Annotated in this window: 26 protein-coding genes; 9 read left to right on the forward strand and 17 right to left on the reverse strand. The window is 62.7% G+C overall.

Features of this window, described 5'->3' with window-relative positions:
• Positions 1-3: 3 nt before the first annotated feature.
• Genes AC4GYV_RS00830 through AC4GYV_RS00850 form a run of 5 tightly spaced genes read right to left on the reverse strand, consistent with a single transcriptional unit; the run spans position 4 to position 4,423 of the window.
• Complete coding sequence (locus AC4GYV_RS00830) at positions 4-1,011, reverse strand: chemotaxis protein CheB (RefSeq protein WP_491098761.1); 1,008 nt, start codon at positions 1,009-1,011, stop codon at positions 4-6.
• A 59-nt stretch (positions 1,012-1,070) separates the two neighbouring features.
• Positions 1,071-1,283 carry a hypothetical protein gene (locus tag AC4GYV_RS00835; RefSeq protein ID WP_491098762.1) on the reverse strand — a complete coding sequence of 71 codons (213 nt, stop codon included), beginning with the start codon at positions 1,281-1,283 and terminating at the stop codon, positions 1,071-1,073.
• 55 nt (positions 1,284-1,338) lie between these two features.
• Positions 1,339-1,782, reverse strand: coding sequence for a DUF1775 domain-containing protein (locus AC4GYV_RS00840; protein ID WP_491098763.1), 444 nt, complete (start codon positions 1,780-1,782; stop codon positions 1,339-1,341).
• A gap of 8 nt (positions 1,783-1,790) precedes the next feature.
• Positions 1,791-4,007 (reverse strand): TonB-dependent receptor, encoded by a 2,217-nt coding sequence (locus tag AC4GYV_RS00845; protein WP_491098764.1) that lies wholly within the window; start codon positions 4,005-4,007, stop codon positions 1,791-1,793.
• Between the two features lie 38 nt (positions 4,008-4,045).
• Entirely contained in the window at positions 4,046-4,423 is a 378-nt protein-coding gene (locus tag AC4GYV_RS00850; RefSeq protein ID WP_491098765.1) for a hypothetical protein, read from the reverse strand.
• A 141-nt stretch (positions 4,424-4,564) separates the two neighbouring features.
• Between AC4GYV_RS00850 and AC4GYV_RS00855 the strand changes: the two genes are divergently transcribed.
• From AC4GYV_RS00855 to AC4GYV_RS00875, 5 genes are all read left to right on the forward strand, one after another.
• Positions 4,565-5,356 (forward strand): transporter, encoded by a 792-nt coding sequence (locus AC4GYV_RS00855; protein WP_491098766.1) that lies wholly within the window; start codon positions 4,565-4,567, stop codon positions 5,354-5,356.
• A 95-nt stretch (positions 5,357-5,451) separates the two neighbouring features.
• Positions 5,452-6,000, forward strand: a complete 549-nt coding sequence (locus AC4GYV_RS00860; protein ID WP_491098768.1) for a hypothetical protein — start codon at positions 5,452-5,454, stop codon at positions 5,998-6,000.
• A gap of 51 nt (positions 6,001-6,051) precedes the next feature.
• On the forward strand, positions 6,052-6,411 hold the full coding sequence (locus tag AC4GYV_RS00865) for an ArsR/SmtB family transcription factor (protein ID WP_491098769.1): 360 nt from the start codon (positions 6,052-6,054) through the stop codon (positions 6,409-6,411).
• Complete coding sequence (locus AC4GYV_RS00870; RefSeq protein ID WP_491098770.1) at positions 6,404-6,949, forward strand: SRPBCC family protein; 546 nt, start codon at positions 6,404-6,406, stop codon at positions 6,947-6,949. The genes AC4GYV_RS00865 and AC4GYV_RS00870 overlap by 8 nt, the downstream gene beginning before the upstream one ends.
• 121 nt (positions 6,950-7,070) lie before the next feature.
• Complete coding sequence (locus tag AC4GYV_RS00875; protein WP_491098771.1) at positions 7,071-7,856, forward strand: DUF899 domain-containing protein; 786 nt, start codon at positions 7,071-7,073, stop codon at positions 7,854-7,856.
• Here the strand turns inward: AC4GYV_RS00875 and AC4GYV_RS00880 are convergent.
• The 4 genes from AC4GYV_RS00880 to lptF all read right to left on the reverse strand — a co-directional run bounded on the left by AC4GYV_RS00880 (position 7,853) and on the right by lptF (position 12,300).
• The gene (locus tag AC4GYV_RS00880; RefSeq protein WP_491098772.1) at positions 7,853-9,625 is read right to left on the reverse strand and encodes a TIR domain-containing protein; all 1,773 of its coding nucleotides are present in this window, start codon (positions 9,623-9,625) and stop codon (positions 7,853-7,855) included. The genes AC4GYV_RS00875 and AC4GYV_RS00880 overlap by 4 nt on opposite strands.
• Positions 9,626-9,640: 15 nt before the next feature.
• Positions 9,641-9,913 carry a DUF4242 domain-containing protein gene (locus AC4GYV_RS00885; protein ID WP_491098773.1) on the reverse strand — a complete coding sequence of 91 codons (273 nt, stop codon included), beginning with the start codon at positions 9,911-9,913 and terminating at the stop codon, positions 9,641-9,643.
• A gap of 84 nt (positions 9,914-9,997) precedes the next feature.
• Entirely contained in the window at positions 9,998-11,098 is a 1,101-nt protein-coding gene (gene lptG / locus AC4GYV_RS00890) for an LPS export ABC transporter permease LptG (protein ID WP_491100353.1), read from the reverse strand.
• Positions 11,098-12,300 (reverse strand): LPS export ABC transporter permease LptF, encoded by a 1,203-nt coding sequence (gene lptF / locus AC4GYV_RS00895; RefSeq protein ID WP_491098774.1) that lies wholly within the window; start codon positions 12,298-12,300, stop codon positions 11,098-11,100. The genes lptG and lptF overlap by 1 nt, the downstream gene beginning before the upstream one ends.
• Positions 12,301-12,473: 173 nt before the next feature.
• Here lptF and AC4GYV_RS00900 point away from each other — a divergent pair, with 173 nt between their 5' ends.
• Positions 12,474-13,487 (forward strand): diacylglycerol/lipid kinase family protein, encoded by a 1,014-nt coding sequence (locus AC4GYV_RS00900; protein WP_491098775.1) that lies wholly within the window; start codon positions 12,474-12,476, stop codon positions 13,485-13,487.
• Between the two features lie 65 nt (positions 13,488-13,552).
• Positions 13,553-14,410, forward strand: a complete 858-nt coding sequence (locus tag AC4GYV_RS00905; RefSeq protein WP_491098776.1) for a hypothetical protein — start codon at positions 13,553-13,555, stop codon at positions 14,408-14,410.
• Here AC4GYV_RS00905 and AC4GYV_RS00910 read toward each other — a convergent pair.
• The 3 genes from AC4GYV_RS00910 to AC4GYV_RS00920 are packed head-to-tail and all read right to left on the reverse strand — an operon-like array spanning position 14,367 to position 17,864.
• Positions 14,367-16,358, reverse strand: a complete 1,992-nt coding sequence (locus tag AC4GYV_RS00910; protein WP_491098777.1) for an ATP-binding protein — start codon at positions 16,356-16,358, stop codon at positions 14,367-14,369. The genes AC4GYV_RS00905 and AC4GYV_RS00910 overlap by 44 nt on opposite strands.
• A gap of 58 nt (positions 16,359-16,416) precedes the next feature.
• Positions 16,417-17,619: a serine palmitoyltransferase gene (gene spt, locus AC4GYV_RS00915; RefSeq protein ID WP_491098778.1), complete on the reverse strand. Its 1,203-nt coding sequence runs from the start codon at positions 17,617-17,619 to the stop codon at positions 16,417-16,419.
• Positions 17,616-17,864 carry an acyl carrier protein gene (locus AC4GYV_RS00920; protein ID WP_491098779.1) on the reverse strand — a complete coding sequence of 83 codons (249 nt, stop codon included), beginning with the start codon at positions 17,862-17,864 and terminating at the stop codon, positions 17,616-17,618. The genes spt and AC4GYV_RS00920 overlap by 4 nt, the downstream gene beginning before the upstream one ends.
• A 181-nt stretch (positions 17,865-18,045) precedes the next feature.
• Between AC4GYV_RS00920 and AC4GYV_RS00925 the strand changes: the two genes are divergently transcribed.
• Positions 18,046-18,603, forward strand: a complete 558-nt coding sequence (locus tag AC4GYV_RS00925; protein ID WP_491098781.1) for a hypothetical protein — start codon at positions 18,046-18,048, stop codon at positions 18,601-18,603.
• A gap of 46 nt (positions 18,604-18,649) precedes the next feature.
• Here the strand turns inward: AC4GYV_RS00925 and AC4GYV_RS00930 are convergent, their stop codons facing one another.
• From AC4GYV_RS00930 to obgE, 3 genes are read right to left on the reverse strand one after another with little or no spacing between them, the layout of a single operon-like run.
• On the reverse strand, positions 18,650-20,284 hold the full coding sequence (locus AC4GYV_RS00930) for a sulfatase-like hydrolase/transferase (RefSeq protein ID WP_491098782.1): 1,635 nt from the start codon (positions 20,282-20,284) through the stop codon (positions 18,650-18,652).
• Between the two features lie 50 nt (positions 20,285-20,334).
• Positions 20,335-21,240, reverse strand: a complete 906-nt coding sequence (locus tag AC4GYV_RS00935; RefSeq protein ID WP_491098783.1) for an NAD-dependent epimerase/dehydratase family protein — start codon at positions 21,238-21,240, stop codon at positions 20,335-20,337.
• Positions 21,237-22,280, reverse strand: a complete 1,044-nt coding sequence (gene obgE / locus AC4GYV_RS00940) for a GTPase ObgE (RefSeq protein ID WP_491098784.1) — start codon at positions 22,278-22,280, stop codon at positions 21,237-21,239. Before obgE ends, AC4GYV_RS00935 begins: the two co-directional genes overlap by 4 nt.
• A gap of 195 nt (positions 22,281-22,475) precedes the next feature.
• Between obgE and AC4GYV_RS00945 the strand changes: the two genes are divergently transcribed.
• Complete coding sequence (locus AC4GYV_RS00945) at positions 22,476-23,369, forward strand: outer membrane protein (RefSeq protein ID WP_491098785.1); 894 nt, start codon at positions 22,476-22,478, stop codon at positions 23,367-23,369.
• Between the two features lie 81 nt (positions 23,370-23,450).
• On the opposite strand, the gene AC4GYV_RS00950 is transcribed toward AC4GYV_RS00945, so the two are convergent.
• Together AC4GYV_RS00950 and AC4GYV_RS00955 are read right to left on the reverse strand one after the other, a co-directional pair.
• The gene (locus AC4GYV_RS00950; protein ID WP_491098786.1) at positions 23,451-25,046 is read right to left on the reverse strand and encodes a sulfotransferase family protein; all 1,596 of its coding nucleotides are present in this window, start codon (positions 25,044-25,046) and stop codon (positions 23,451-23,453) included.
• 31 nt (positions 25,047-25,077) lie between these two features.
• Positions 25,078-25,701 carry a retropepsin-like aspartic protease family protein gene (locus AC4GYV_RS00955; RefSeq protein ID WP_491098787.1) on the reverse strand — a complete coding sequence of 208 codons (624 nt, stop codon included), beginning with the start codon at positions 25,699-25,701 and terminating at the stop codon, positions 25,078-25,080.
• Positions 25,702-25,807 lie beyond the last annotated feature (106 nt).

Genomic DNA, 25,807 nt, shown 5'->3' on the forward strand with positions numbered 1-25,807 from the left:
GCCTCAGGACTCCTCATCAGCCGGTGGGCGATCCCGGAGGGAGGCGACCGCCGCCTCTCTCAGCACCGTCGCATAGCGACTATACTCCACTGCGCGGGATTCATACAGTTCCGCGACTGTGCTCCGGCCGGCGCGGCGGGCATCCTCGGCCATGCGTGTGACCAGCGTTACCCGCTCCTCCATGACGCGGAGGGCCACGCGCATGGCTTCATCAACTTCCAACGTGCGGGCAGCGACCACCTCGGCAGTCATCGCGTGCCCGATCTGGCAGCGGTAGCGAAGCGGCGCTTCGCCACGGATTTCCGAAAGAACGCCGTGGCAGTCGGGACAGCTGAGCGCGCTTGGGTCCGCGATTTGGCGGATCACCCTGGCTCCAACGGCGCCGCCTGCGGCGATTTCGACTTCGAGCTGCACATTGTCCGGGCACGGAATGATTTCGTCCGCGTCCTGCCGGACGATCTCCGCGATGGTCCTCGCCAAGTCAGCGGTGGGCGCGACATAATCGGCGTCGCAGGTCTCAAGGGCCGCGAGCGGCATCTCATCCGAATCTGCGTCCAGGGGGTTCTGAACGACCGCCGTACCGCCGCACGACTTAATGGCGCTGAGGCCCGATGCCCCATCGTTCAACAGGCCGCTGAGGATCACGCCGACCGTACGGGTGCCGTAAGAAAGCGCGGCGGAACGGAATAACGGATCTATCGCCGGCCTCGTCATATTCTCGCGGGGTCCATTGCCGAGCCTCACCGTGCCATCGACGACGAGCAGGTGGTGGTCGGGAACTGCGACGTAGGCGCGGCCACGCTCGATCGGCTGGCCGTCGACGGCGGTCACGACGGGAATCCGGCTGGTCTTCTCAAGAGATTCGGTCAGGTAACCCTCGCTGTGGGATGGGACGTGGGTCGCGATGAAGATGCTCCCCGGGAAGTCCGCGGGCAGATCGTCCATGATCTGACGCAGCGCAGTGTGGCTCCCGCTGGAGCCACCGATCACCACGATATCCTTTTTCGCCATGAGCCTCCTCGGCCTTCAAGCGAATGCGGTCGACAATACGTTCCTACGGCTGATAGCCGTCAGCCCGACGCAACGTCTCGCAGCATCATGTCTCGATGGGCACGGTGCTGAATCAATGTTGCCTTGAAATCATCAAGCAGGCTTTCGGCCTCCATGGTTGGAAGTCCGCGCTCACGGAGCCATCGAACAAGCTCTTCCTGCCGGGTGACGTGGCGTTCGCCCTGAATGATATGGTCGTCGACCATCTGCAGATCGGCCGCAGTGAAGGCCATGGCCCAATTTACCACGGTCGGCGGCGGATGTCGCAGGCGGAGTGGGGTATTCCACTCAGTCAGCTGGTTTGATCGTCACTTGCGGGCCGGGCGTCTTTGAGCCGGCGGGGCCGGACCATTCGATCTTGGTGCCGTCGGCGAAGGTTTGGACCGCGGTCCAACTCAGGTCGCCTGGCGTTCCCGGGTTCACGGCGAGCAGCCCGAATTCGGCGAACTGCTGCGGCGGGAGTCGACCGGTCCAGCGCACCCCGACCGCGTTGCCGGACGCGTTGCGCTGAGGCTCGGTCATCCAGCCGGGCTTCTGCTCGAATGAGGTGATGCGCAGGGTTGCGGGGAAGCGTACCTCCACCGCCACGGTTTCGGACTGCTTCTCGTTGGGCACGCGGACGACATATTTCTCGTGCGCCTTGGCGGCGCTCTCTTTCGGCCAGATGGTGACGTGCGCGAACGCGCTCACGGGAACCAACGCAATGGATGCGGCGATGAAAATGGATCGCATGGCTGTCCTCACAGGTGCCAGTTCAGCTCGGCCGTGAAGGTGCGGCCGGGGAAGGGGTGGAAGAGGAAATAGCGCTTGTCGAAGATATTCTCGACGCCCGCCGCGACGCTCCACTTCGGCGAGAAGCGATAGACGGCGCGAGCGTCCGCGACGGTGAAGCTTTCGAAGCCCTGATAGGTGTGTCCGACCACATCGCTATTGTCGATCGTACCGTACATGCGGCTGGAGTAGCGCGCTGCGCCGGTCAGTAAGAGGTCGTCGGTCGGCCGCCACGTCGCAACGATCGTCGCTTTCCGTTTGGGGACCTGCGGGATCATCTTGCCTTCTGCTGCGGGGAAGATCGGGTCGGGCACGATCTTCGGGTCTGCAAAGGTCAGGCTACCCGAGAGATCGAAGCGTGGTACGAGGTTGCGCTTTTCAAGGGCCAATTCGAGGCCGTTGGTACGGACCTTGTCGATATTCTGGACGTAGTTGAACAACTGCGTCGAGCCCTTGAGCGGCGCCGACTGCGAGATGAGCGCGTCCCTGATGGTCTCGTGGAAGAGCGAGAGGCGGATGCTGCCCTCGCTAAAGGTCCTCTCGACCGCGAGTTCGGCGGAATTGGCCTTTTCTGGATTGAGGTCTGGATTGGGCACGGTGATCGTCGGACCGGTGGTGATCGCCTGATAGAGCTCGCTCACGGTCGGAAAGCGAAGGGCTCGGGCGCCCGACAGCGTTACGCTCCAGCGGCGCAGCGGCTGCCAGCGGATTGACGCCTTGGGGGAGAGGCCCTGCGCGGTCCGGTTCGGCTGGTCGACGTCGAGCGGCGGCACCGCACTGAAATTGCGACCGTTGTATGCTTTCCACCATTCGTAGCGTGCGCCCAACGTCAGCATGAGCTTTGGCGCGAACATCCAATGGTCTTCTGCCCACAATGCGAAATTCCGGGTGTTGCCGCGCGATTCCTGGGTAAGTGCGCCTGGAGCGCCGTCGATCCAGTCGTCGGTGGCGAAACGGCGACTCTTGAGCGTGAACCCGTCATAGTGCGCACCGGCGTGGAGTTCGTGGCCCCGTATGGTCTTTGTGAACCCGTGCAGATCCAGCGTGCGCCACCCGGTGCCCGCCAGGCGAACGATCGAGCCGAGGCCGCCGTCCTTTGCTGTCGGCAGCGCAGTCGACGGGATGCGCTGATCGTCCTTGGCATAATTGTAAACCGATCCGATCACCGACCAGAAGAAGCTGTCGGTGTTCTGCTCCAGCGACGCGGCGTTCATCCAGTGCCGCTCGTCGAAATGATAGACCTGGTTGGAAAAGGCGCTCGCGGGGATCGTGACGCGGCGACTCTCGATGTTCACCGGGCCGGCGTAAACGTCGTTGCCGTTGGCATCCTCCAGATAAGTCTGCGCGCGCGAGTTGGTGTTGTTGAGGAACAGACCGGTGCGCCAAGTGAGCTTCATGTCGTTCGGAAGATCGAGCGCCAACTTGGCCTTCAGATTGTCCTGGCGCTGATGCTCGAAGCCGCCGGCGCCGATAACGAAGATCGGTTGTCCGGTGCGGCTGAGCTCGTCGAATGCGCCGGTGACTGGCGTTCCCGTCGTAGACGTTCCAGACGGCTGCGCGACCGTCACGTAGGCGAGCGGCTGGCTGCGGCTGTCGACGTGATTGGCGGACAGGAACCAGGAGAACGCGCCCATTTTGTCGCCGACGGTAGCGGCGAGCTGGTAGGCCGGGTAGGTGCCGTGCGTGCCATATTGGTCGAACGACTGCAGGTTCGTTGCTGCCGTCGCCGATGCTTCGAGCTTCTCGGGCATGCGTGTCGTTATGTTGACGACGGCGCCGATGCTGTTGCCGGGGTAAGCAGCGGAGAAAGGCCCGTAGAGCACGTCGACGCGGCTGATCTCTTCGGGCGATACCATTCCCCAGCGGGGTGAAGCGAAGCTGTTGTTATTGCCGATCAGCGCCGACAGGAGAACGCCGTCAGAATAGATCAGGCTGCGCGCGCTGGCGCCGACGCCTGAGGTGCGCGTGGCGAGCGGCGCCTGCGTGTCGCCTACGTGGCGCTTGCGGACGAGCAGGCTCGGGAAATAGCGCAGCGCGTCTTCGGTGTTACGGACGTTGACGGTCTCGCGGAGCCTCGCGGCGTCGATGGATTCCTTGGTATTCGGGGTCTTCTCCGCAGCTTCGCGAGTGCCGACCACGACAATGGCGGGCGGTTGCGCGAGCTGCGGCGCTTCTAGTGCGGGCATGTCTAATCACCTGACGAGTTCAAAAGGTCGAACTGGGATCAGGCGATTGCTGGAGGTCCTGTCGCTGGGGGTGGTGGCGCTGGCGGCCCCGTCGCGAAGAAGGGTGCCCCAACGTGATCGGGCAGAGCTGCCGCAGCGAGCGACGGCCCGACGAAGGACGGTGCGTGATGATTGGCAGCGAGCCCCGCACTTAGCGGCGCGAACGAGCAGTCGCCGTCGTGCTGGTCCTTGTGTGAGGAATCGTGATGCGACCCCTGCCCGTGCATCGCCATCGGCGCAGGCGCCGCAGCGGCGCAAGGCTCGATCGCAAACGCCTCGCCGTTGGGGGCCGGCATCCACCCCGTCGGCACGTACGCGCGCAGGAAGAGCGCGCAGGCAAGCGCGATCATCGTCAGCGGGCGCGGCTGGCGGGACATGAAGCGGTCCTAGTCGCGCGTGGTTAATGAATCCATCGCCATTTGGGCCCGCGTAAAGAAGCTGTGTGGATAAGCGCGGGCCCCGTAAGAGCCGGTCCGACGCCTCTCGACGGATGGATTGCTCTATCGCAATAAACTGAAATGGCAGCGAGACACGTCGCCCTTGCGATATGCGGATTGCTCTGGCCGGCAGCGGCGCTGGCCGAGGACCCGATCTGTCCTGACCGGCCGAGCAAATCTACCGGCGAGTGCACCGTGCCGGAGGGACGATGGCAGGTGGAGACGGGCATCGGCTGGTCGCATGATCGGAGCGGCGGCGTGAGCTCCGACTTGTTCGTCATCGCTCCGACGCTGATCAAGTACGGGATTAGCGATCGAGCCGACATCGAACTGGGCGTGACTGCGCTCCAGATCCTGCGCGAAAGCGGCGGAGGGAGCCATCATAGCTCGAGCGGGATCGGCGACACCAATGTTCGCCTGAAGTACAAACTGACCTCCGACGACGCGCCGATCCTCGTGGGCATAGAGCCGTACGTGAGCTTCCCCACGGCGAACCGCCACTTCGGCAGCGGCAAAGTGGAAGGCGGCGTGCTGCTGCTGACGAGCAGGCAACTCACGAAAGGCGGCGTGACTCTCTCCGTGGATCCAGAAATCGACTTGCTTGCCGATTCGGACGGGCGAGGAAGGCATGTCGCCATGGTGCAAGTAGCGAACGTCGGAATGCCGCTTACGAAGAAGCTGGTCGTGTCAGCGGAATTGTGGGGTCAGTGGGATTGGGATCCCTCAGGCACCACCGCTCAAAAGTCGGCCGACGCGGCGATCGCCTATACGGTGAACAACGATTTGCAGCTCGATGCCGGCGCGAACTTCGGCCTGAATCACGAGACCGCTGCCGTAGAAGTTTACGCGGGAGTCTCAGTACGGTTTCGCTGAGCCTCTAAAGCGCTCGCACCGGCGCTAGTCTTGGATCAGCAGCAGCTTCGGGGCGTTTGGACCTTCATACAGGCGATGTGCCTGGGGAGGTTGTGATGGACCCTCGGATTATTGCTGCAATCGTGGTTGTTCTGTTGGCGGCCGCTCTGGTCGGATTCGTGATGATGAGACGGCGCGAAAGTCAGCGCCTGCACGAGCATTTCGGTCCGGAATATGAGCGTCAGGTGGAGGAATCGGGAAGTCGCGCCAAGGCTGAGTCCGCGCTCCTCCAGCGCGAGAAACGGATCGAAAAGCTCGATATCCGCCGGCTGCCCCCGCAGGAGCGGCATGCGTTCATGGACGACTGGCAGGACGTGCAGGCGAGCTTCGTCGACGACCCTGAGAAAGCGATCGCTCTGGCGGACGGCCTGGTTGCCGAAGTGATGAAGGCGCGTGGCTATCCGGTCGAGGATTTCGAACAGCGTGCGGCCGACATCTCCGTCGAGCATCCCGGCATCGTGTCCAATTATCGCGCGGCGCACGAGATCGCGCTGAGGCATCGGCAGGGCCGTGCCAACACGGAAGATCTGCGTGCGGCCTTCATCGGCTATCGCTCCTTGTTCGAGGAGCTGCTGCGCGAGGACGCGGCGGAGCTGGCGCACTGACATTCAACTGATTGGTTGACAATGTAGGAGGCGAGTCGCATATTCAACCACATGGTTGAATTCGATTCGCCCCAGCTCGACACGGTCTTTCATGCGCTCGGTGACCCGACGCGCCGCGGAATGCTCGCGAGCCTCGCGCTTGGAGAAAAGTCGATCGGCGAGCTTGCCGAGCCGTTCGACATGAGCTTCGCCGGTGCGTCCAAGCATGTGAAAGTGTTGGAGGACGCCGGGCTGTTGTCGCGCCGCAAAGCGGGGCGCACGCACCTGTGCAGTTTGAAGGCCGAACCGCTGGCAGAAGCGGAGCGCTGGATCCGTCAGTGGGAGAAATTCTGGAACGTCCGGCTCGATCGCCTGCAGGCGCTCGTCGAGGCCGACGCGCAAAATCTCAAGAAGGAGAAACCCAATGCCTGAAGCTGCGACACAAATCCGCGTGCCCGTCGAGAAAACCGCGCCGGACACGATCCGGCTGGAGCGGCTGCTCGACGCGCCCGTCGAGACCGTATGGCGGTATCTCACCGAGGCGGAGCTCAGGGCGCAATGGTTCATGGGCGGCAGCGACGCGACAGCCGGCGGCGAGTTCGACCTGCTGGTCGACCACGATAATTTGTCGGAGGAGGACGTCCCGTATCCGGAAAGCTATGCCGCCTCCAAAGGCGCGACCTGGAAGGAACAGGTCATCCGGTTCGAACCGCCGCGATTGCTCGAGACGACATTCCAGAGCGGCACGAATGGCACTGTCACCTTCGAGCTATTTCCCGAGGCTGGGAAGACGCGGATCGTCGTAACGCACAGCGGCATCGTCAGTCCGGTTGGGGCGCAGGATTTCGGCAGCGGCTGGAACTCCCACCTCACGGTCCTTCAGGAGCGTTTGGCCGGAAGGTCCGTCCGCAACTTCTGGGCCCTCCATGCTCAGTCGCGCGACGACGTCCGCAAGGCATTGGAAAGCTGACGCATGTGCCCCCTGTGCCTCTCCACCCTCGACTGGATCCTGGCCGGCGGAGGGGCGGGAAGCGGAACGTTGGCTGCACTCGTCATGGCTGTGAGGCGGAGCAGAGCGAAGGAAGAATGTGATGAACGATCATCCGATTGCGGCACGTGAGGAACTGCCCAAGTCACACCCGCCTGTCGTAACGCCCGATGCATGGGACGCGGCCTGGCAGAACATGCTCGCGCGGGAGAAGGCGTTCACCAAGGCGCGCGACGCATTGGCGGCCGAGCGTCGTCGCATGCCCTGGATGGCGGTCGAGAAAGACTATGTGTTCGAGGGACCGAAGGGACTGGTTAGCCTGCTCGACCTGTTCGAAGGCCGACGTCAGATGATCGTCTATCGCGCATTCTTCGAACCTGGCGTTTACGGCTGGCCGGATCACGCGTGCCGCGGCTGCTCGCTCGGGGCCGACCAGGTCAGCAACCTCGCGCATCTCAACGCCCGTGACACGACGCTGGCCTATGTCTCGCGCGCGCCTCAGGCCGACATTGCGCGGCTCAAGGAGCGCATGGGTTGGGACATGCCCTGGTATACGATCACCGACAGCTTCGATGCGGATTTCGGGGTCGACGAATGGCATGGTCACAACGTCTTCATCCGCGACGGCGATCGAATCTTCCGCACTTATTTCATCAACAATCGCGGTGACGAGGCGATGGGCACAGTCTGGAGCTATCTCGATCTGACGCCGCTGGGGCGGCAAGAGGTGTGGGAGGACTCCCCCGCAGGCTATCCGCAAACGCCGGCCTATAAGTGGTGGAACTGGCACGACAGCTATGTCGAAGGTGCTGCCCCCGACCAGAAGTGGGTTGAGGTATCCGATGCGGGCGAAGCTGCGTTTCGCGATAAAGCGGGGTCGGAGGCCTAGTTCTTCGCTTCGGCCGGCGCCGGTTGGTCGCTCGGATGATCCATCTTGAGCCGCTTCCTCGCGGCGGCAATCAATTCGATGAAGCGTGGATCGTCGCGAAGGCAGTCGAAGTCCGTATCGGTTTCGGCGATCCGGACCTGATATTCGCCGGCGAGAGGCAGCGTGCTCTTGAGCATCTTGATCGCGCCATCCTTGTCGCCGAGGTGACCCGCGAGCACGCAGGCGAAATTGTACCGCATGTTCAGGTTATCGGGGTCGATCAGCATCGCCCGGTCGATCCACTCGCGAGTGCGCTGCTCCTCGCCGAGCAAGGCGTAGCCACCGGCCAGGATGCCGAGCGCAGCACCATTGCTGGGATCCTGCTGCACCGCCCGTTGCGCTTCGGACACCATCATCTTGGCGGCGGCGCGGAGCTTCGCACGCTCTCCCAGCGACAAGTAGCAGGTCGATAGGATGGCCCAGGCGTGAAAGTCGGTTTCGACCAGCTCCACGGCCTTCTCGAAATGCCGGGTCGCAGTCGGGACATCCCGCTGAATCAGATAGTAGCGACCTGCTTCCTTGTTCACCTCCCAAGAGTCGGGACCAAGGCGAACGGCGGTTTCCATTGCCCTTGCCGCCTCATCGAACTTCCGCCGGGCTTGCAGGCGCTTTACCATCGGCAGGTGCGCTTCAGCGATGGCCGGGTCGATAGCCAGTGCGGCGTGGGCAGCCGCGTAACCGTCGTCAATCGACTGCCCATAGCCGTATCGCAGGCTCGATTGCGCCATCGCGAGCAAGGCCCAGGCTTGGGCGTAATAAGGATCGAGCTCCACCGCTTTGCCGCAGATGCGCATGACGCGTTCTTCGCGGCGCGCATCGCCGTGGTTTCCCGTTATCCAATACTGCCGCGCGAGCAGGTAAAGATTGTAGGCCTCAGGATTGCTGGTGCCGCGCTTCTCGATCGCCTTCTTTTCTTCGGGCAGCAGCTTAAGCTTCAATGCCCGAACGATCGCTTCAGAAATCTCGTCCTGGATCGTGAAGATGTCGGTGAGGTCGCGGTCGTAGCGGTCAGCCCAGACGTGACCGCCGGTCGCCCCGCCGATCAGCTGAGCGGTGATGCGGACGCGGTCGCCGACCTTACGGACGCTGCCTTCCAGGACGTGGGTCACTCCCAACTCCTTCGCGACGTCGCAGACGTTCACTGAGCGGCCCTTGAAAGTGAAGGCGGTGTTGCGGGCGATGACCTCCAGTGCCGAGACCTTGGACAGGTCGGTCGTGATGTCCTCGCTGATGCCGTCGCTGAAATATTCCTGCTCTGCATCGCCGCTCATGTTTTGGAAGGGCAGGACGCAGATGGACAGGGTACTTGAGGACGCTCGCCCTTTTTGCGACTTCTCGACAGCCCCGGCCAGCTCGGTGACGCTTGCCAGCAGCTTCTTCCAGCCGGCCGAATTCCGATCGCCTTCCCAACCCTTGAGGTCCGCACACTGGATCTGGTTGAAGGGCAGGGGCGGGATATTGCCGTCTATCGTGACCTGGACGAGCGTCAGAGCGGAGCGCGCGCTGTCGGCCTCCGCTCGGACCCATTGCGACTTGGCGGCTTCAGCGGACCATAGAACCACCACCGCCGAGGCGCCCTTGATCCGCTCCTCGATGACTTCAGCGTAGGATCGATGGGCGGGAAGCTCGTCATCCCGCCAGACTTCGTAGCCCGCTTCGCGCAGTCCATCTGCAATCGCGCACGCCACTTTCTCGTCGGAGCGCGCGTAAGAGACGAAGACGTGCGACATGCCCCTCGCGGGCCTTTATTCCGCGGTCGTCGGGTCGATCGTGCTGCGCACCTGCGAGATCTTGTTGGCTGGGAAGCCGCCGCGTTGGGCGTGCTCCCGGATCATCTCCTCATTGGGAGCTCGATAGAGGCAGTAGATCTTGTTGTCGGTGACGTAGCTTTGCACCCATTGGATCTCTGGCCCGAGGTCCTTGATCACCGAGCATGACGTCTGCGACGCCATCTTGAGATCCTCGGGGCTAAGATCCCCCGCGCCAGGCATTTCCCTCTCGATCACATACTGGGGCATCGGCAATCCCCTCGTTAATTTCCTGCACAATCGCGGACCATAACATATGCTGGGCAAATGTCGCCTAATCCAATGGAAGATGCCTCATTCTTCCGTTTGAATCAGGACGGTCTCTCCGATCAGCAGGAACAGCAGGAACGGGGCCCAGGCGGCGATGAATGGCGGATAGGCGCCCGCGTTGCCCATCGCGAGGCTGAAGTTGTCCGCAACGAAATAGGCGAAGCCTAGAGCCATGCCGATGCAGGCGCGGACAAGCACCTGGCCGGAGCGCGCGAGCCCGAAGGCGGCCACGGCCGCGAGCAAGGGCATAAGGACTGTCGAGAGCGGGCTCGAGATCTTGTGGGCGAGCCCTGCGCGTGCTTCGTCGGCGGGGCGTCCCGCAGCCTCAAGTTCGGCGATGCGGCGTTTGAGCGTCCAATAGTCGAGTTCCGTCGGATCGACCCTCGAGAGCGTTAGCGCTTCCGGCGTGACGCCTGCCATTCCCGCCATCTGAGGAACGTGCCGGACGACGTTCATATTGGCGTCGTAGATGCGCACGTCGTGAAGCATCCAGTCGTTGGACTGCGGTTGCGGGACCGCCTTCTTCGCGCTGATCACCCTCTGAAGGGCGATGCCTTTCCGGTCGTAAATAGTGACATTCTGCGCGGTCAGGTTGGGCAATCGGCCGCTGACCGTCTGTGCGCGGATGAAGTCCTCGTCCTTCAGTACCCAGACGTTACCGAAGACCCCGCTGGCGGGCGGGATCGGCTTGTAGTCGTTGTCGGACCATGCGTTCACGACACGCGCGGAATTGACCACGACAAACTCGTTGAAGGCGAACAGCAGTACCGCGACGCCCATGCTCGCGACGATCAACGGCGCGAGGATCTGGTGCGCGGAAAGGCCGGCCGCCTTCATGGCCACGACCTCGCTGTGCTGGTTGAGGCCCACAAAGGCGATCAGCGTTCCGAGCAGAACGGAGAATGGCAGAAAGCGCGAGATCAGGAGCGGCAGGCGTAACGAAACGTACTTCCACAGCTCGGCGTCGCCATTGCCGGGAACGGCCAGGATCTTGCCCGACTCGCCGAGCAGGTCGAGCGTCATCAGCACCAGCACGAGCGCGACGAGCACGGCCAGCGTGCGCGTGATGAACAAGCGCGTCATGTAAAAGGCGAGCTGGCGAGACGGGAAGAACTTCAGGTTGATCACGCTTCACGGGCTTTCGGCATGAGCGAACGGATGCGCTTGACGAGGCGCGAGAAGAACCATTCGAGCGCGCCGATCGGCTGGCCGCCCGGCTTGTCGGCAAGGATGTGGTACATCCAGATGATCAACGCCGAGAGCAGGACCAGCGGCGTCCACAGGGCCACGATCTCGTTCATCCTGCCCGTCGTGGCAGCGCTCTCCGCATATTGATTCACCTTGTGATAGGCCACGACGATAAGGATCGAGAGGAAGATGCCGAGCGCCGACGAGCTCCGCTTGGGCGGCACCGCAAGTGACACAGCCAGCAGCGGGAGCATCAGCATCATCAGCACCTCGACGATGCGGAAGTGAAAGGCGGCGCGCGCTTCGAGCATCTGGTGGCGGTCGGGCGCATGGCCGCCGTAGCCGATCCGCCAGAGCTCATGGAGGTAGAGCTCATCTGAGACGGTCCCTCCGCGGCTGCGGAACTTGTCGATCGCGGGCAGGCTGATCGGCAAGGTGTAGGTGTTGAAAGCGAGCGTTCGCGGCGTCGTGAACTTGGGTGAGTCCTGAACGAGCCGGCCGTTTTCCAGGCGGAACTGGATTTCGTTGGGGTCGTCGGTCGACAGGAACTTGCCGTGGTCGGCGGTCGCAGCGACGCTCATTCCGGATGGGTCGTCCATCTGCACGAAGATGCCGTGGAGCTGCGTGCCCTTCTTTTCGCTGCTGTCGATCCGCAAGGTGATGTGCTTGCCCAGGCGGTTGAACTCCCCGACCTTGATGGCTGCGCCGAGCGCACCGGAATTCAGATCGAAGCGAAGCCCTTCGTAGCGATAATGAGTGTAGGGTTCGAGATAGCCGACGATGAACAAGTTGAGCAGCATCAGCGGCACGGCAAACATGTAGGGGACGCGCAAGAGCCGCGAGTAGCCGAGGCCCACGCCGCGCATGGCATCCAACTCCGACGACAAGGCCAGCTTCCGGAAGGCGAGCAGGATGCCGAGCATCAGGCCGATCGGGATGCCGAGCGACAAATATTCGGGAAGCAGGTTGGCCAGCATCCGCCAGACGACGCTCACCGGGCCCCCGGCGTCGACGACGTACTGGAAGAGCCGCAGCATCTTATCGAGCACAAGCAGCATCGCTGCGAGGATCAATGATCCAAGCAGCGGAATAGCGATGGACTTCGCAAGATAGCGGTCGATCAGTCCCAGCTGCCGCAATTTAGCGTCCGTACACCATGATTTGGCCGCAAAGGCGGCACAGATTGCACACCGGACGGATGTATCCCCGGCATGCCGGGGGCGTCTCCGCCTGTGGTCTCTATAGCAACTGGTCCCGTGAATTCATGTTGAAATCGCCTCCATCGACGGAAACCAGCCTTGCGGAAGGACCGGTGTGCGTTTTGCCTGCGCCGGGCACCGGACCTCGCCGCCCGCGTATCGCGTTGCTTTCCAATCCGAAATCGACCGGCAACCTCGCGCAGCTGCCGCGGATCCGCGAATATTGCTCGGACCATCCAGACCTCTTCCACTACGAGGTCGAAGAAGCGTCGCAGATCGGCGAAGCTATCGAGGTTATTGCGCGCATCCGGCCGAAGGTGCTTGCCATCAATGGCGGTGACGGGACCGTCCAGGCCGCGTTGACGGAAATCTATAACGGCGGCTATTTCGGCGACGAGCCGCCCCCGGTGGCGGTGCTGCCGAGCGGCAAGACCAATCTCATCGCGCTCGACCTGGGTGCTCGCGGCGATCCGATCGAGGCGCTGGAGAAGCTGATCGAATTGGCTCGGACCGACGACCTCGCACCCTATACGGTGGCGCGAGAGCTGATCGCGCTGCGTCATGGCGAGGAAGGCTTGGGCAAGCCCGTCATCGGCATGTTCCTGGGTGGAGCCGGCCTCGCGGACACGATGCTTTACTGCCGCGAGCGCATTTATCCGCTCGGGCTTCCGAACGGCATTGCCCACGGGATCACGGCGTTCGCGCTGCTGGCAAAGCTGTTCCTGAAGGTGAAGGCAAACTTCCTCCCGCCCGACCCGCAGCCGCTGAATGTCTCGCTGAAGCGCGACCAGGACACGATCAGCGGGCGTTTCTCGCTGCTCGCGGTTACCACGCTGGAGAAGCTGTTGCTGTCTAGCGATGTCGGGCCGAAGGGCGAGGGTGCGCTGAAGCTTCTCGCGATTGAGGAAAAGCCGATGTCGCTGATCCGTGGGCTGGCCGTGAGCATTGCGGGCAAGCTCGGCCGGACGCACATTCCAGGCGTCCACTACCAACAGGCCGATGAAATCACGATCGAGGGCGATCGCTCCAGTGTGATCCTGGACGGCGAGACCTTTCATGCCGAGCGCGGGCGGCCGATCTATCTCCGGCCGGCGCAGCCTTTGTCGTTCGTGAAGCTCGCGGCGTAAGCCGGCCCGGTCAGGAAAGCCCTGGATTGCAGCTCCTGATCAGCGCCTCCAAGTTCTGACGATCTATGCCTGAGTTACGCGATCTTGTTGCTGAAGAGCTGAGCCTGCCCGTCGATCCGCGGGTGAGTGCATTGGGACGTGCAATCGCGGACAAATACGGTCCCGCCTCGCGCGCAGTGATGTTCTACGGATCGTGCCTGCGTGAGAAGAAGCTCGAAGGGCTGATGCTCGACTTCTATCTGATCGTATCCGACTATCGGTCGACTTACGGGAAGACCTGGCTTGCCGCGGTGAACCGATTGATCCCGCCCAACGTCTTCTATTTCGAAAAGGACGGCCTCGCTGCCAAATATGCGGTGCTGAGCGAGGGCGACTTCTATCGACTCAATGGACCTGAGACGAGCAGCGTCTCCGTGTGGGCGCGGTTCGCCCAGCCTTCCCGATTGGTCTGGGCAGCGGACGATCGGGCGCGCGAGCGGGCCATAGATGCCGTAAGCCGCGCCGCGCCGACCTTGCTTGCTGCAGCCGGCCGGAAAGAGCGTGAGAAACCGCTCGACTGGTGGCGGCGTGCATTCGTGCTGACCTATTCTGCCGAGCTGCGGGCGGAGCGAAAGGGCCGCAGTGTCTCAGTCGTCGATGCCGACCGACAGCGGTACGTTCGTTTTACCGAACCCGCCGCTGCAGCGATCGATCGGAAACCCAAGGCGAGCTGGCGGTGGCGGCGGATCGAGGGGAAAGCCCTGTCGGTACTGCGCCTGGCCAAGGCTAGCGCGACCTTTGCGGGCGGCGCTGACTATATTGCCTGGAAGATCAATCGCCACGCGGGCACCGACATCCAACTGAAGCCGTGGCAGCAGAAGCACCCGCTGCTAGCGGCAGTCAGCCTCTTGCCGCGGCTGATCCGCTCCGGGGCGGTACGCTAGTCGCGCGAGCCAGGGCAGCGGAAACTGCTGTTGCGAGTGCGCCGACGGTGAACGGCTTACGCAGGAGCTCGTGACCGCGCAGATCGTCGCTTTCACCCTCGCCGACATATCCGGTCACGAACAGCACCGCGAAGTCGCGCGGTGAATTGAGCTTCAGATAGCGGATGAGCTCCGGCCCGGTCATCTCCGGCATGATCACGTCGGTAATGACGAGATCGAAGATGTTCTCCTGGAACAAGCGGATCGCTTCCGCCCCACTGTCGCAGGCGACTGGCTCGTAATCGAGGTCCTCAAGAGCATCGACCGTGGCAGTGCGAACCCGCGGATCGTCCTCGACGAGCAGGATGCGTGCACCGGGAACGTGAACATCCCGTTCGGCGCGTTGCGCAGTCGGGTGCAGCCGAACAGGGGCAGCAACCTCGGTGCGCGGGAGGAAGATCGACACGGTTGTACCGCGGCCGAGCTGGCTTTCGATGCCGACCTCGCCACCCGATTGGTGGGCGAAGCCGAAAATCTGGCTGAGGCCCAGGCCCGTTCCCTTGCCGACGGGCTTGGTGGTGAAGAAGGGCTCGAAGGCGCGTTCCAGCACGTCCGGCGCCATACCGCAGCCCGTATCTGTCACGCTGATCTTCACATAGTCGCCGGCCTGAATGTCCCCGACTTCGTTTGCGGCCAGCTTCACGTTCTCAGTCGAAATGCGCATCAGGCCTCGGCCATCCATGGCGTCACGGCCGTTGACCGCAAGGTTGAGGATGGCGTTCTCAAGCTGGTGGGGGTCGACGTAGGTCGGCCATGTGTCGGGCGCGAGATCGACCTCGATACGGACCTGCTCGCCGAGGGTGCGGTCGAGGAGATCCGACATTCCCCCGATGAGTTCGTTGCTGTCGACGCGTTCCGGCAGCAGCGGTTCAGAGCGGGCGAAGGACAGAAGCCGGCGGGTTAGCGCGGCGGCGCGGGTGGCGCCTTCCATCGCATTGTTGAGGTGCATCATCACCTCACGCCGCGGGCCGTTGAGACGCCGTAGAGCGAGATCGATCCCACCGACGACCACAGCGAGCATGTTGTTGAAGTCGTGCGCGATACCGCCGGTGAGCTGGCCGACAGCCTCCATCTTCTGGACCTGGCGGAGCTGAGCCTCGGCGGCCTCGCGTTCGCGCGCTTCCTGCTTCAGCGCCTGGTTCGCTTCCCACAGTTCGTTGGTGCGCTCGCGCACGGCATTTTCGAGAACCTCGGCGCGCTCCGCTTCGTTTTCGACTTGTCGGCGAGCAGCAGCGAATTGGCGGAGCGCCTGGACCGCGATGACTCCAAGTGCAATCGCGCCGATTCCCACGAGAATGCCGAGCCAGTTCAGATAGTCGCTTCGCCTGCTCGCCTGCTCGCTGAAGAACTGGCTTTGTTGAATACGGTCGCGAAGGGTTTGACGCTCCGCGCGGATGATCTCTTCGAGCTTGTTGTCGAGTTCCTGACCGGTGCCCTTGGTCGCGGCCTGGTAGAAATAGCTGATGCCCGCGTCGCCTTGCTTGGCGAGCGCCGCCTGCGCCGCGAGGGAAAGCTCGGCACCGCGCTTGTTGTAGAGCTGCCGGAGCTCCGCGACGCGGCGCAGCTGCTCCGGGTTCGTGCGCATGAGATCCGACAGCTGGTTGATCTGATATCCCGCGAGCTGCCAGTCGCTCGCGTAGATATTGCCGCTGCCCTTCACATCCTCGTCGAGGACGAAGCGGGCGAGTGCGGCTTCGGCCCTTGAGACGTTGGCGCTGAGGTTTCGAACGACGAGGGACACCTCGTACGAGTGACGCTCCGCATCGAGAGACTTCTCGCGCGCGTCGTTCGCGAACTTCACGAGGAAGATCATGCCCACGAGGACCAGGGCCGCAAGCAGGCCCATGACTGCAGCGCCGCCGCGACGCCAGTCGAAACGGACTTCTTCTTCGTCCCCAGCCCCGATCATGAATGCAGTCTAGCGGCGTTAACCTTTAGGGGAAACCCAAAGGTTCCACTCATTTTGTTCAGCTGATGCAGCCTGTTGCACGGCCTGCCGCAGCGAACATCTCCAGGATTTCCCCGACCTGCTCCTCGCTGTGCAGCGCACAGAGCGAGCAACGAAGCAAAGTCATGCCCGCGGGGGTGGCCGGAGGACGCGCCAGATTGACGTAAAGACCCTCGTTGAGAAGCGCTTCCCACATGGCCGCGCCGGTTTCCAGATCCGGCATGATCACGGCGATGATCGCCGATTGCGGTTCGTCGGTGCCTAGCTTGAAGCCGAGCTGGCGAAGGCCCGCATGGAGGCGCTTCGAATTCTCCCAGAGGTGAGCGCGCTTGTCGGCGCTGTTCATCAGTTTGCGGATCGAGGTCGCAGCAGTCGCGACGACCGAGGGCGGCAGCGAAGCAGTGAAGACGTAAGGGCGGCAAACCAGCCGCAGGATTTCGAACTTCGGATGATTGGAGACGCAGAAGCCGCCCACCGTGCCGACCGACTTGGAGAAGGTGCCGATGATGAAGTCGACATCGTCGATTACGCCCTGTGCTTCGGCGACGCCGCGACCATGCTCGCCGATGAACCCCATCGAGTGGGCCTCGTCGACCAGGACCATGGCGCCGTTCGCCTTGGAAACGGCGATCATCTCCCTGAGCGGGGCGACGTCGCCGAGCATCGAGTAGACGCCTTCCAGCACGACCAGCTTGCCCGCGCCTTCCGGGACCCGCTTCAGCCGCTTTTCCAGCGCTTCGATGTCGTTGTGGCGAAAGGGGACAATCTGGGCATTGCCCATCGCGCAGCCGTCGTAGATCGACGCATGGCTGTCGATGTCGAGGATGATGTAGTCATCCTTGCCGGCGATCGTGGAGATGATCCCAAGGTTCGCCTGGTAGCCGGTCGAGAAGACCATGGCATGGTCCATGGCGTAGAAGTCCTTCAGCGCCTGCTCGACCGCCTTGTGGCCGACGTAGGTGCCGTTGAGGACGCGGCTCCCAGTGGTGCCGGAGCCGAATTCGTCGATCGCCTTGTGGCCTGCCGCGACCACGTCCGGATCGAAGGTCATGCCCATGTAATTGTAGGTGCCGAGCAGGATGGTCCGCCTGCCGTTGCAAATGGCGACGGTCGGGCTCTCGACCCGCTCCATGACCAGGTTGAACGGGTCGGTGACGCCGGTTTCTAGAAGCGCCGCGCGCTGCTCGATCAGCGGGTCGAACTTGGAGAAGAGATCCGTCACTTGACTGCCGTCAGCCTCAGGAGCGCGTCCACGAGCTGGCCGACCGTCTCGATCTCGGCCTGCATGTTCATGCTGATGATCACGTCGAACTCGTCCTCGATGTTGGCGACGAAATCGAGCACCGTGAGGCTGTCCCATTCGAGGTCCTGGGCGAAACGGGTCGCCTCGCTGATCGCGACGCCCTTCTTGTTGAAGGGTTCGATCAGCTCGAGGGTTTTGGCGTAGATTTGCTGGCGGTCGGACATGGCGGCGTTCGTTAGTGCGATGAAACCCGCTTCGCAACGATATGGGGCCGGAATACGGCGCTGGCGCGGCTAGTGAGAATTTCGGATGATTTCTTCACAAATTTCGGATTAGTGATGCGCCCGGGGGTCTGGTCGGATCTGCTCGGAAAGTTGGAATCCGGGCCAGGCCTGGGAGATTTGAATGTTCCGTGCCGATTGGATTCGGTGGCTGCAGGCCCCGCCGGTGAAGGGTTGGGCGTCGCTGATGTGCGCCCTTTTTGCCATTTGGATTCCGACTGTCATTCGCTTCTCGTTCAACGGCGTCATCACGGGGTGCGAGTTCACGCCCTATCTGCCGTTCGTTCTGGCCTGTGCTATCCTCTTGGCCTGGTGGGAAGCCGCGGCGGTCGCATTGGCTTGCGTCGCAATCATGGGCGGACTGTTCACTGGTAATCATCACTTTGGGCTGCCCTGCTTCATTTCGTCAGCGATGATGTTCCTCGGATCGTCGGCCGTGATGATCGGAGTTGCTCTCCTCATTCGGCGCGCGATGCGGGCACTCCAGGCGCGCGGCGCGGATGAATCGTCCGGCGGGATCGTCTTCAGCCTGGAAAAGGGTGAAGTCTGGGCGAGCTGGTACGGGCAGGGAACTCCAGTCCTTCTCGGTTCCCAGCGCAAAGTGTCCGAGATGATGAAGGACTTCCTCGCGCAGGAGGAACTGGGGCGCCGGCTGAACGGGGAATCACAGCGCCGGGCCTAAACGTCACCCACCTCGTCACGTAGTAGGTTCAGCCGCGAGGCGAATGTTAGTTCGGCCAGTAGACGAATTCCTGATCGGGCATCCAGGGGGCATCGGCGGGGAAATCGATGCGAATGGGTTCTTCGAGCAGCGCCGGCCACAAAGGTTTCGCGAGTTCGCGGCTGTGGTCGGCGAGCTTGGTGCGCAGGCGGTCGACAACGTCGGGCCGCACGGCGGAAAGATCGTTCCGCTCGGTTGGGTCCGCCGCGAGATCGAACAGCCAGATGCGCGGCGGGTTCTGGGAGACCTGCAGCTTCCAATCCCCGTCGCGGACGGCTTCGTAGCCGCCAGATCGCCAGAAAAGGGCTCGGCCTTGAGACTGAGGGGCGCCGTTCACGAGGAATAGAAGATTGATCCCGTCGATCTTGCGGTCCTCCGGCAGCGGGGCGCCGGCGGCAGCGGCGAGCGTCGGAAGAACGTCGATGAACTGGATAGGCTCCGACGACTGCTGCCCCGCCGCAATCTCCTTCGGCCACAGCATGAAGAAGGGAACGCGAATGCCGCCTTCGAAAAAGGTACCCTTCCAGCCGCGATAGGGTTTGTTGATGTGCGTGAGACCGGCGTACCAAGCGCCGCCATTGTCATTGGTGAAGATGACGATCGTGTTGTCGTCGACTCCTTGCGCCTTCAGCGCCGCCATCACTTCGCCGACGCCGCGGTCTAGCGCCCGGATCATTGCCCCGTAGACGCGAGTGCGTTCGTCCTTGATCTCAGGAAGTGCATCATAGTCCTCCCGCGTCGCCTGAAAGGGCGTGTGGGGCGCGTTGTAGGCGAGGTAGAGGAAGAACGGCCGATTGCGGTTGGCTTCGATCGCCGCAGCCGCCTGCTCGCTGAGGTAATCGGTCATATACTTGCCGGCGTGGAACGGCTTGCTTCCGTTGAACTGGACCGCGTCGGTCAGCGCCAGCCAGAGCAAGCGGTCGAGAGGGTCGCCGGGAAGCTTCGCGCCAACCGTGTCCCCAGAATATTTGCTGGCGCCAGACATGAAGCCGAGGCTTTCGTCGAAGCCCTGGTCCTCAGGTCGCATTCCGCGAGCTTCGCCCAGGTGCCATTTGCCGAGATGGATGGTGTGATAACCGCGGCCCTTGAGCAGTTCCGGGATCATGATCTCGCTGGGGGGCACGCCCATGTCGGCCATCCGCGGTACCTGGGACTGAAGCTCGGCGTGATAGATCGTCGGAAAGGGGCGGTCCTTCGGCGATGCCCGCGGCACATATTTGGCTAGCTGCCCAGGAACTGCTGTGAATTCGAAACCGAAGCGCTGCGGATAGCGGCCGGTCAGAAGCGCGGCGCGCGACGGAGAGCAGGTCGCGTTGCCGGCGTATGCGACGGTGAAGTCAGCGCCCTCGTGCGCGATGGAGTTGATGTTCGGCGTAGGCACGAGACCACCGGCAACACCTGTGCCCGGACCACCGATGGTGAGGTCGTTCATGCCGAGGTCGTCGGCGACGATAAGGACGATGTTCGGAGGGCGCTCTCCCGGAGGCGGAGTCGCCGGGCCTCTATCCCAATGCACCGGCCGGTTCGGTGCGATCCGATGTGCGGCGCGATGGATCCCGACCATGATCTGAACCGGTCCCAGGAGCCACGCGACCGCAATTGCGAGGCTTACGAAGCCAAGAATGACGACGACCGGAATCATCAGCCGTTCCTCCGACATCTCCTCATAGCGAAGAGTGGCTGCCGCTTAAGTTACAACCAGCCTTTCTCTCGGTACCAGGCCGCGGTTTCCTTCAGTCCCTGCTCGGTTTCGATCTCAGCTTCCCACAGGCCGGCTGGCGGCTTCAGCTTCGGCTCGACGACCCAATTGCGGTGCGAGAAGTAGGCGGCGCGGTCGACCGTGAGCTTGGCCTTGGGGCCGCGGAAGAGCTGGTCTGCACGTGCGGCGAGGCGGAGGAACATGCCTGGCGTCGAGACGATCGCCGGGACTGTGCCGACGGCCCGGCCAAGTGCCTTCGCGAACTGGCGATGTGTCCATCCGCCGGGCTTTCCGTCATCGGCCTCGAGGAGCATGCCCAGCGGCGCGCCGGGCTCCGCGAGCGCAATCAGCAGGCGCGCGAGGTCGTCCGCGTGGACTATCGAGACGTGGCCGCGCGGCGGCATCAGCATCAGGCCCAGCTTGGCCATGCGGAACAGCTCGAGCGTCTCTTCGTCGCCGGGGCCATAGACGGCGGGTGGGCGGACGATCGACCATTCGAGACCTGACGAGCGGACGAGGTCCTCGGCGCGTGCCTTTGAAGCGCCGTAGAGTGAGAGCCTGGGTTCGCGCGCGGCGAGCGACGAGACGTGGATGAAGCGCTGCACGCCGCCGGCCGTAGCGGCCGCAAGCATCGCCAGCGTGCCGGTCACATTGCCGTGCTCGAAGCCGTAAGCATTGGGCGCACTGATGACGCCGGCAACGTGAATGACGGCGTCGGCGTCGATCACCAGCTGATGAAGGGAGTCACGGTCTTCTAGGCTTCCGGGGACCCACTCGACACCTTCGCGCGGCGCCTGATCCCGACGGGTCAGGGCTTTGATCTCGTGGCCGGCGGCGAGAGCGACGTCGATCAGGTGCGAGCCGACGAAGCCCGTGCCGCCGGTAACGCCGATCCTCATAGGGGCGACCAGCTACGCTCCGCGGCGGTGTCTTCTTCTTCGATCTCCTTCGCCGTTCCGAGCGTCTCGACGATCCGGTCGAGCAGGCGCTCGACGCCCTCGTGGAGCGGAGCGGAGATCGGGAACACGGTGGCGCCGCTCGCTTTTTCGAGCTTCCTGATCAACTTCGACCGCTCCTTGTCGTCGAGCAGGTCGGATTTGCTGAGGGCGATGATCTCGTGCTTGTCGGTCAGGCCGGCGCCATATTCGTCGAGCTCGCCTCGAACGACGCGATATGCTTCGAGCGGGTCTTCGGCGTCGGCAGGGATCAGGTGCAAAAGCACGCGCGTCCGCTCGATGTGACCGAGGAAGCGATCGCCGATGCCTGCCCCTTCGGCCGCGCCCTCGATCAGTCCCGGAATGTCGGCAATTACGAATTCACGACCCTTGTGGCGCACGACGCCGAGCTGCGGACGGAGTGTCGTGAACGGATAATCGCCGACCTTCGCCGAGGCATTGGTGACGGAGTTCAGGAAGGTGGATTTGCCGGCGTTCGGAAGGCCGACCAGCCCGACGTCGGCGAGCAGCTTCAGCCTTAGCCAGAGCCACATTTCCTCGCCTTCGATCCCTGGCTGGTGCTGGCGTGGAGCGCGGTTGGTGGAGGTTTTGTAGCTGGCGTTGCCGCGCCCGCCCATTCCGCCCTGAAGCAGGGTGACGCGCTCGCCCTCCTTGGTCAGGTCGGCAATCAGGGTGCGGTCTTCGTCGTCGGCGAGGATCTGCGTGCCTACTGGAACCTTGATGACGAGATCGTCGCCGCCCGCACCGGTCATATTGGATCCAGCGCCCCCCTTTCCGCGGGGTGCGCGGAAATGCTGGGTGTAGCGAAAGTCGATCAGCGTATTGAGGCCCGGCACTGCTTCGAAGACGATGTCGCCGCCCTTGCCGCCGTCGCCGCCGTCAGGACCGCCATATTCGATGAACTTTTCACGCCGGAAGCTGACGGCGCCAGGGCCGCCCGCACCTGAGCGTACGAAGATTTTGGCTTGGTCGAGGAAATGCATTTCGTCGCGGAGTTAGGCGAGTTGGGCGTAGAGGGGAACCTTTGCCCCGTATGTTCCCTGGGATGGCTGTGTCCAAAAGGCGACTTCGCACAGAATTCGTCACCTGTCCCGGGGCGGGAAACTTTACCGGGGTTAAGAATGCGTGGTATCGCACGGCGTCCGGGGCAGCCCGGCGTAACAGACAGGGGAATGACCGTGCGGAAATATCTCCTCGCGGCTGCTGCAGCAGCCGCCATTGCGACGCCTGCAGCGGCGCGCGATCACAGCGGCTACATCGGCATCGATGCGGGCGTCATGTGGAGCAACAACAAAGCTAATCTTGACGTTAGTGACAGCTACTATTGCGACGACTACTTCGACTATTACTTTAACACCTGTAGGATCGGCCTCAGCAATCGGAACAAGCTCGGCTACGACATAGATGCTCGTGGCGGCTACGATTTTGGTATGTTCCGGCTCGAGGGCGAGCTCGCTTACAAGCACGCAAAGGCGAAAAACCGTTCGTTCGGCGATCCGACGATCGCAACACTCGATATTGACGGCCACACCAGCAATTTTTCTGCGATGGTCAACGGCCTCATCGACTTCGGGAACGCTGACTCGGTCAATTTCTCGCTTGGCGGCGGTGTCGGCTGGTCGAAGACAAAGTATAGCTTCAACTTCAACACGACCTGTGCGGCGTGCGATGGTGACTATTACTTCGACAGCTTCGGCGGCAGCCTGAGCAAGAGCAAGTTCGCATGGCAGCTGCTCGCCGAGGTGCGGTATCCGGTTTCGCCGCAGATCGATATCGGCTTGCGCTACCGTTACTTCAACGCGGGTAGCCTCAGCCGTTCCTTCGACGACGGCGAGGGGGGCTTCCTCCGTGCCAGGGCGAAGTTCGTCAGCAACAGCCTTCAGGCGAGCCTGATCTACAACTTCGCGCCGCCACCGCCTCCGCCACCACCTCCGCCTCCGCCGCCTCCGCCGCCTCCGGCGACGCAGACGTGCCCGGATGGCTCGGTGATCGAGGCCACGGCGACCTGCCCGGCACCGCCTCCGCCACCGCCTCCGCCGCCTCCGGTGGAGAAGGGTGAGCGCGGCGAATAATAGCCGACGTTAGTCAAAATTGGGGCGAGGCGGGAGACCGTCTCGCCCCTTTCTTTTGCTCTCAAGTCTGAGTTGTAACTGCTAGTTCGCCCAGTCGTTCAGAGCCGGGCCGAGCGACTGCTTCAACGGATCGAGCCAAGGCTCATAGTGGCGCCAGTAATCGACGCCTTCGCGGTTGATTGGGCGACGTACCTGCTCTGCACTCGGGGTGCGAATGGCGCGCTCGGTTTTGTGAAATTCCATGCATGATTGCTCGAACGGGAGCCCGAGGTGGTCGAGCATCCGGCGGACCTCCGCTTCCGGATCTTCGATCAGCCGTTCATTGATCATCCGACAGACGATGCCCGGCTGCATCGCGTCGAAGTGTCGCATGTACCGCCAGTAATCGTAGTAGAACGTGCCAATCGTCTCGAGGTCGTAGGAAAAGCCCGCCCCCGAGGCATAGTTCTGTTTGAAATTCGAAAAGCCGCAGGCCATCGGGTGGCGGCGGGCATCGATGATGCGTGCGTTGGGAAGGGCGGCCCGGATCAGCGCCAGATGCATCCAGTTTCCGGGCAACTTATCGACGAAGAACGGGCGATCGGTGTGCCGGAAGGCACGCGTGCCATTGATGTATTCTTCACCAACGGCTCGAATTTCGTTCGGCTTCAAGGCGGCAATGGCTTCCGCAGCGCTGACCTTGCTCAGACGGGCGAGCCGCTCGCTGATAGACTTCATAACCTTGAGTTCGGCCGTACCCTCGACCAATGGATGACTGGCAAGGATTTGCTCGATGAGCGTTGAACCTGAGCGGTGCAAGCCAAGCACGAATATCGGCCCTTCTTGCGGAAAACCGGCGTCCTTGTTTCGCTCAAAGAATTCGGGGGTGTAGGCAGCGATTGCTTGATCGACCGCGTGCGTAACGCTGACATGGTCTGGGCTGAGTTCGACCGCTCGGATACGGTTCCCCGCCGCGTAATGGCGGAAGCTCTGCTCATACTCTCCGCGATCTTCGAGCGCTTTGCCGAGTGCGAAGTGGATGTTCTGCGCATCTGCCGCCATCAACCTGCCGCGAAGCGCGTTTCGCATTTGCGTGATGTCGCGCAGGGCGAATTTGAACGACTTGAAGTTGGCGAGCGTCCACCAGGGATTGCCGCGCTGCGGCTGCAACCTGATCGCGCGCTGCAATGCCTTCACCGCCTCACCCGTTCGGCCGACAGTCTTCAAGGCGTTGCCAAGCGTCACCCACAGCTCCGCCTCCAAGGGCTTTTCGCGCACCATCGCCTGCAGGAGGCGGACCTGGCGCTCGTGCATTCCGAGAACGCTGAGCAATGTCGCCTCTGCGCAGCGAACCTCGAAACTGTTGCGGACTGCCGCAGGCAGTTGCTCCATCTCCTCAAGTGCAAGCGCGTGACCGCCGTTGCGCTGCAGGTGCTGGATCAGCGCCATGCGCCGGTCGGGCGTCGGATCGGCCGCGACCGAGCGCCGCAAAAGCAATGTCGCTTCCTCGATCGAATTCTGAACCCGGGCGACTTCGGCCAGCAATTGCAAGGCATCGGCATCGTGGGGATATTGCGCGATCCGGTCACTAAGCATCTGGCGAGCTTGCACGACATTGCCCGAGCGCAATGCTTCTGCGGCCATGCCGACCGAGACGCTTTGGGCCTTTCTGTCCGCGTTTGTAGAGGCGAAGACCATGGAACGAGCCTTGCCCTGCGCGGGCGTAGTGTCAACTTTTGGCGACCACCTGCGGATGATGCGGGACCAGGATCAGTGTACCGTCCTCCACGCGCCATGACTGTAGCTTCGACAGGAAGTTCATTCCGAGAACGTCGAGCTGGCCCAGGCCCGGTGCCGTCACTACACGCAGGTTGCGGGCTACGATGTTTCCGACGCGTACTTCCTTGACTGCGCCGGTTTGCGCCTGGGTCGCGCCATTGGCGGTGCGAAGGATCACGGGGGTGAGGCCGGTGCCCGTGTCGACTTCGGCTTCGCGCGCGGTCTGCTGGGAGATGGCGGTTATGGTTGCTCCGCTGTCGATGAGCATCCGCCGCTTCACGCCGTTGATCGAGGCCACGACCCAGAAATGGCCGTCTTGCGACATTCGGACGCGCAGTTCCTTGCCCTCGACCTTCTGGTCGTCGAGGCCGAGCTTGCCGGTCAGGCGTGCAAGCTCAGGAGAGTAGGGGGCTTGCTGAAGGAGGATGAAGATCAGGAAGGCAAGCAGGCCCGCTGAGATCGCGAAGCGGATCAGGCGGCCGACGACGGGGATCCGCTGCAGCAGCATGATGAGGACAGCGGCGGCGACGGCATAGATCGCGAGCGTCTGCCATTCTGGGACGGGTACAGGCATGTGTTGCAAAGATTGGGGTGCGAGAACTCGGTTTCCAGCGAACGCGCTGTGTCTTTCTCGCTACGAATGCGTTGCTGAACCGATGCTGATCCGAAACGCTTGGCAC

This window comes from Sphingomonas sp. SP4 (assembly GCF_058313375.1).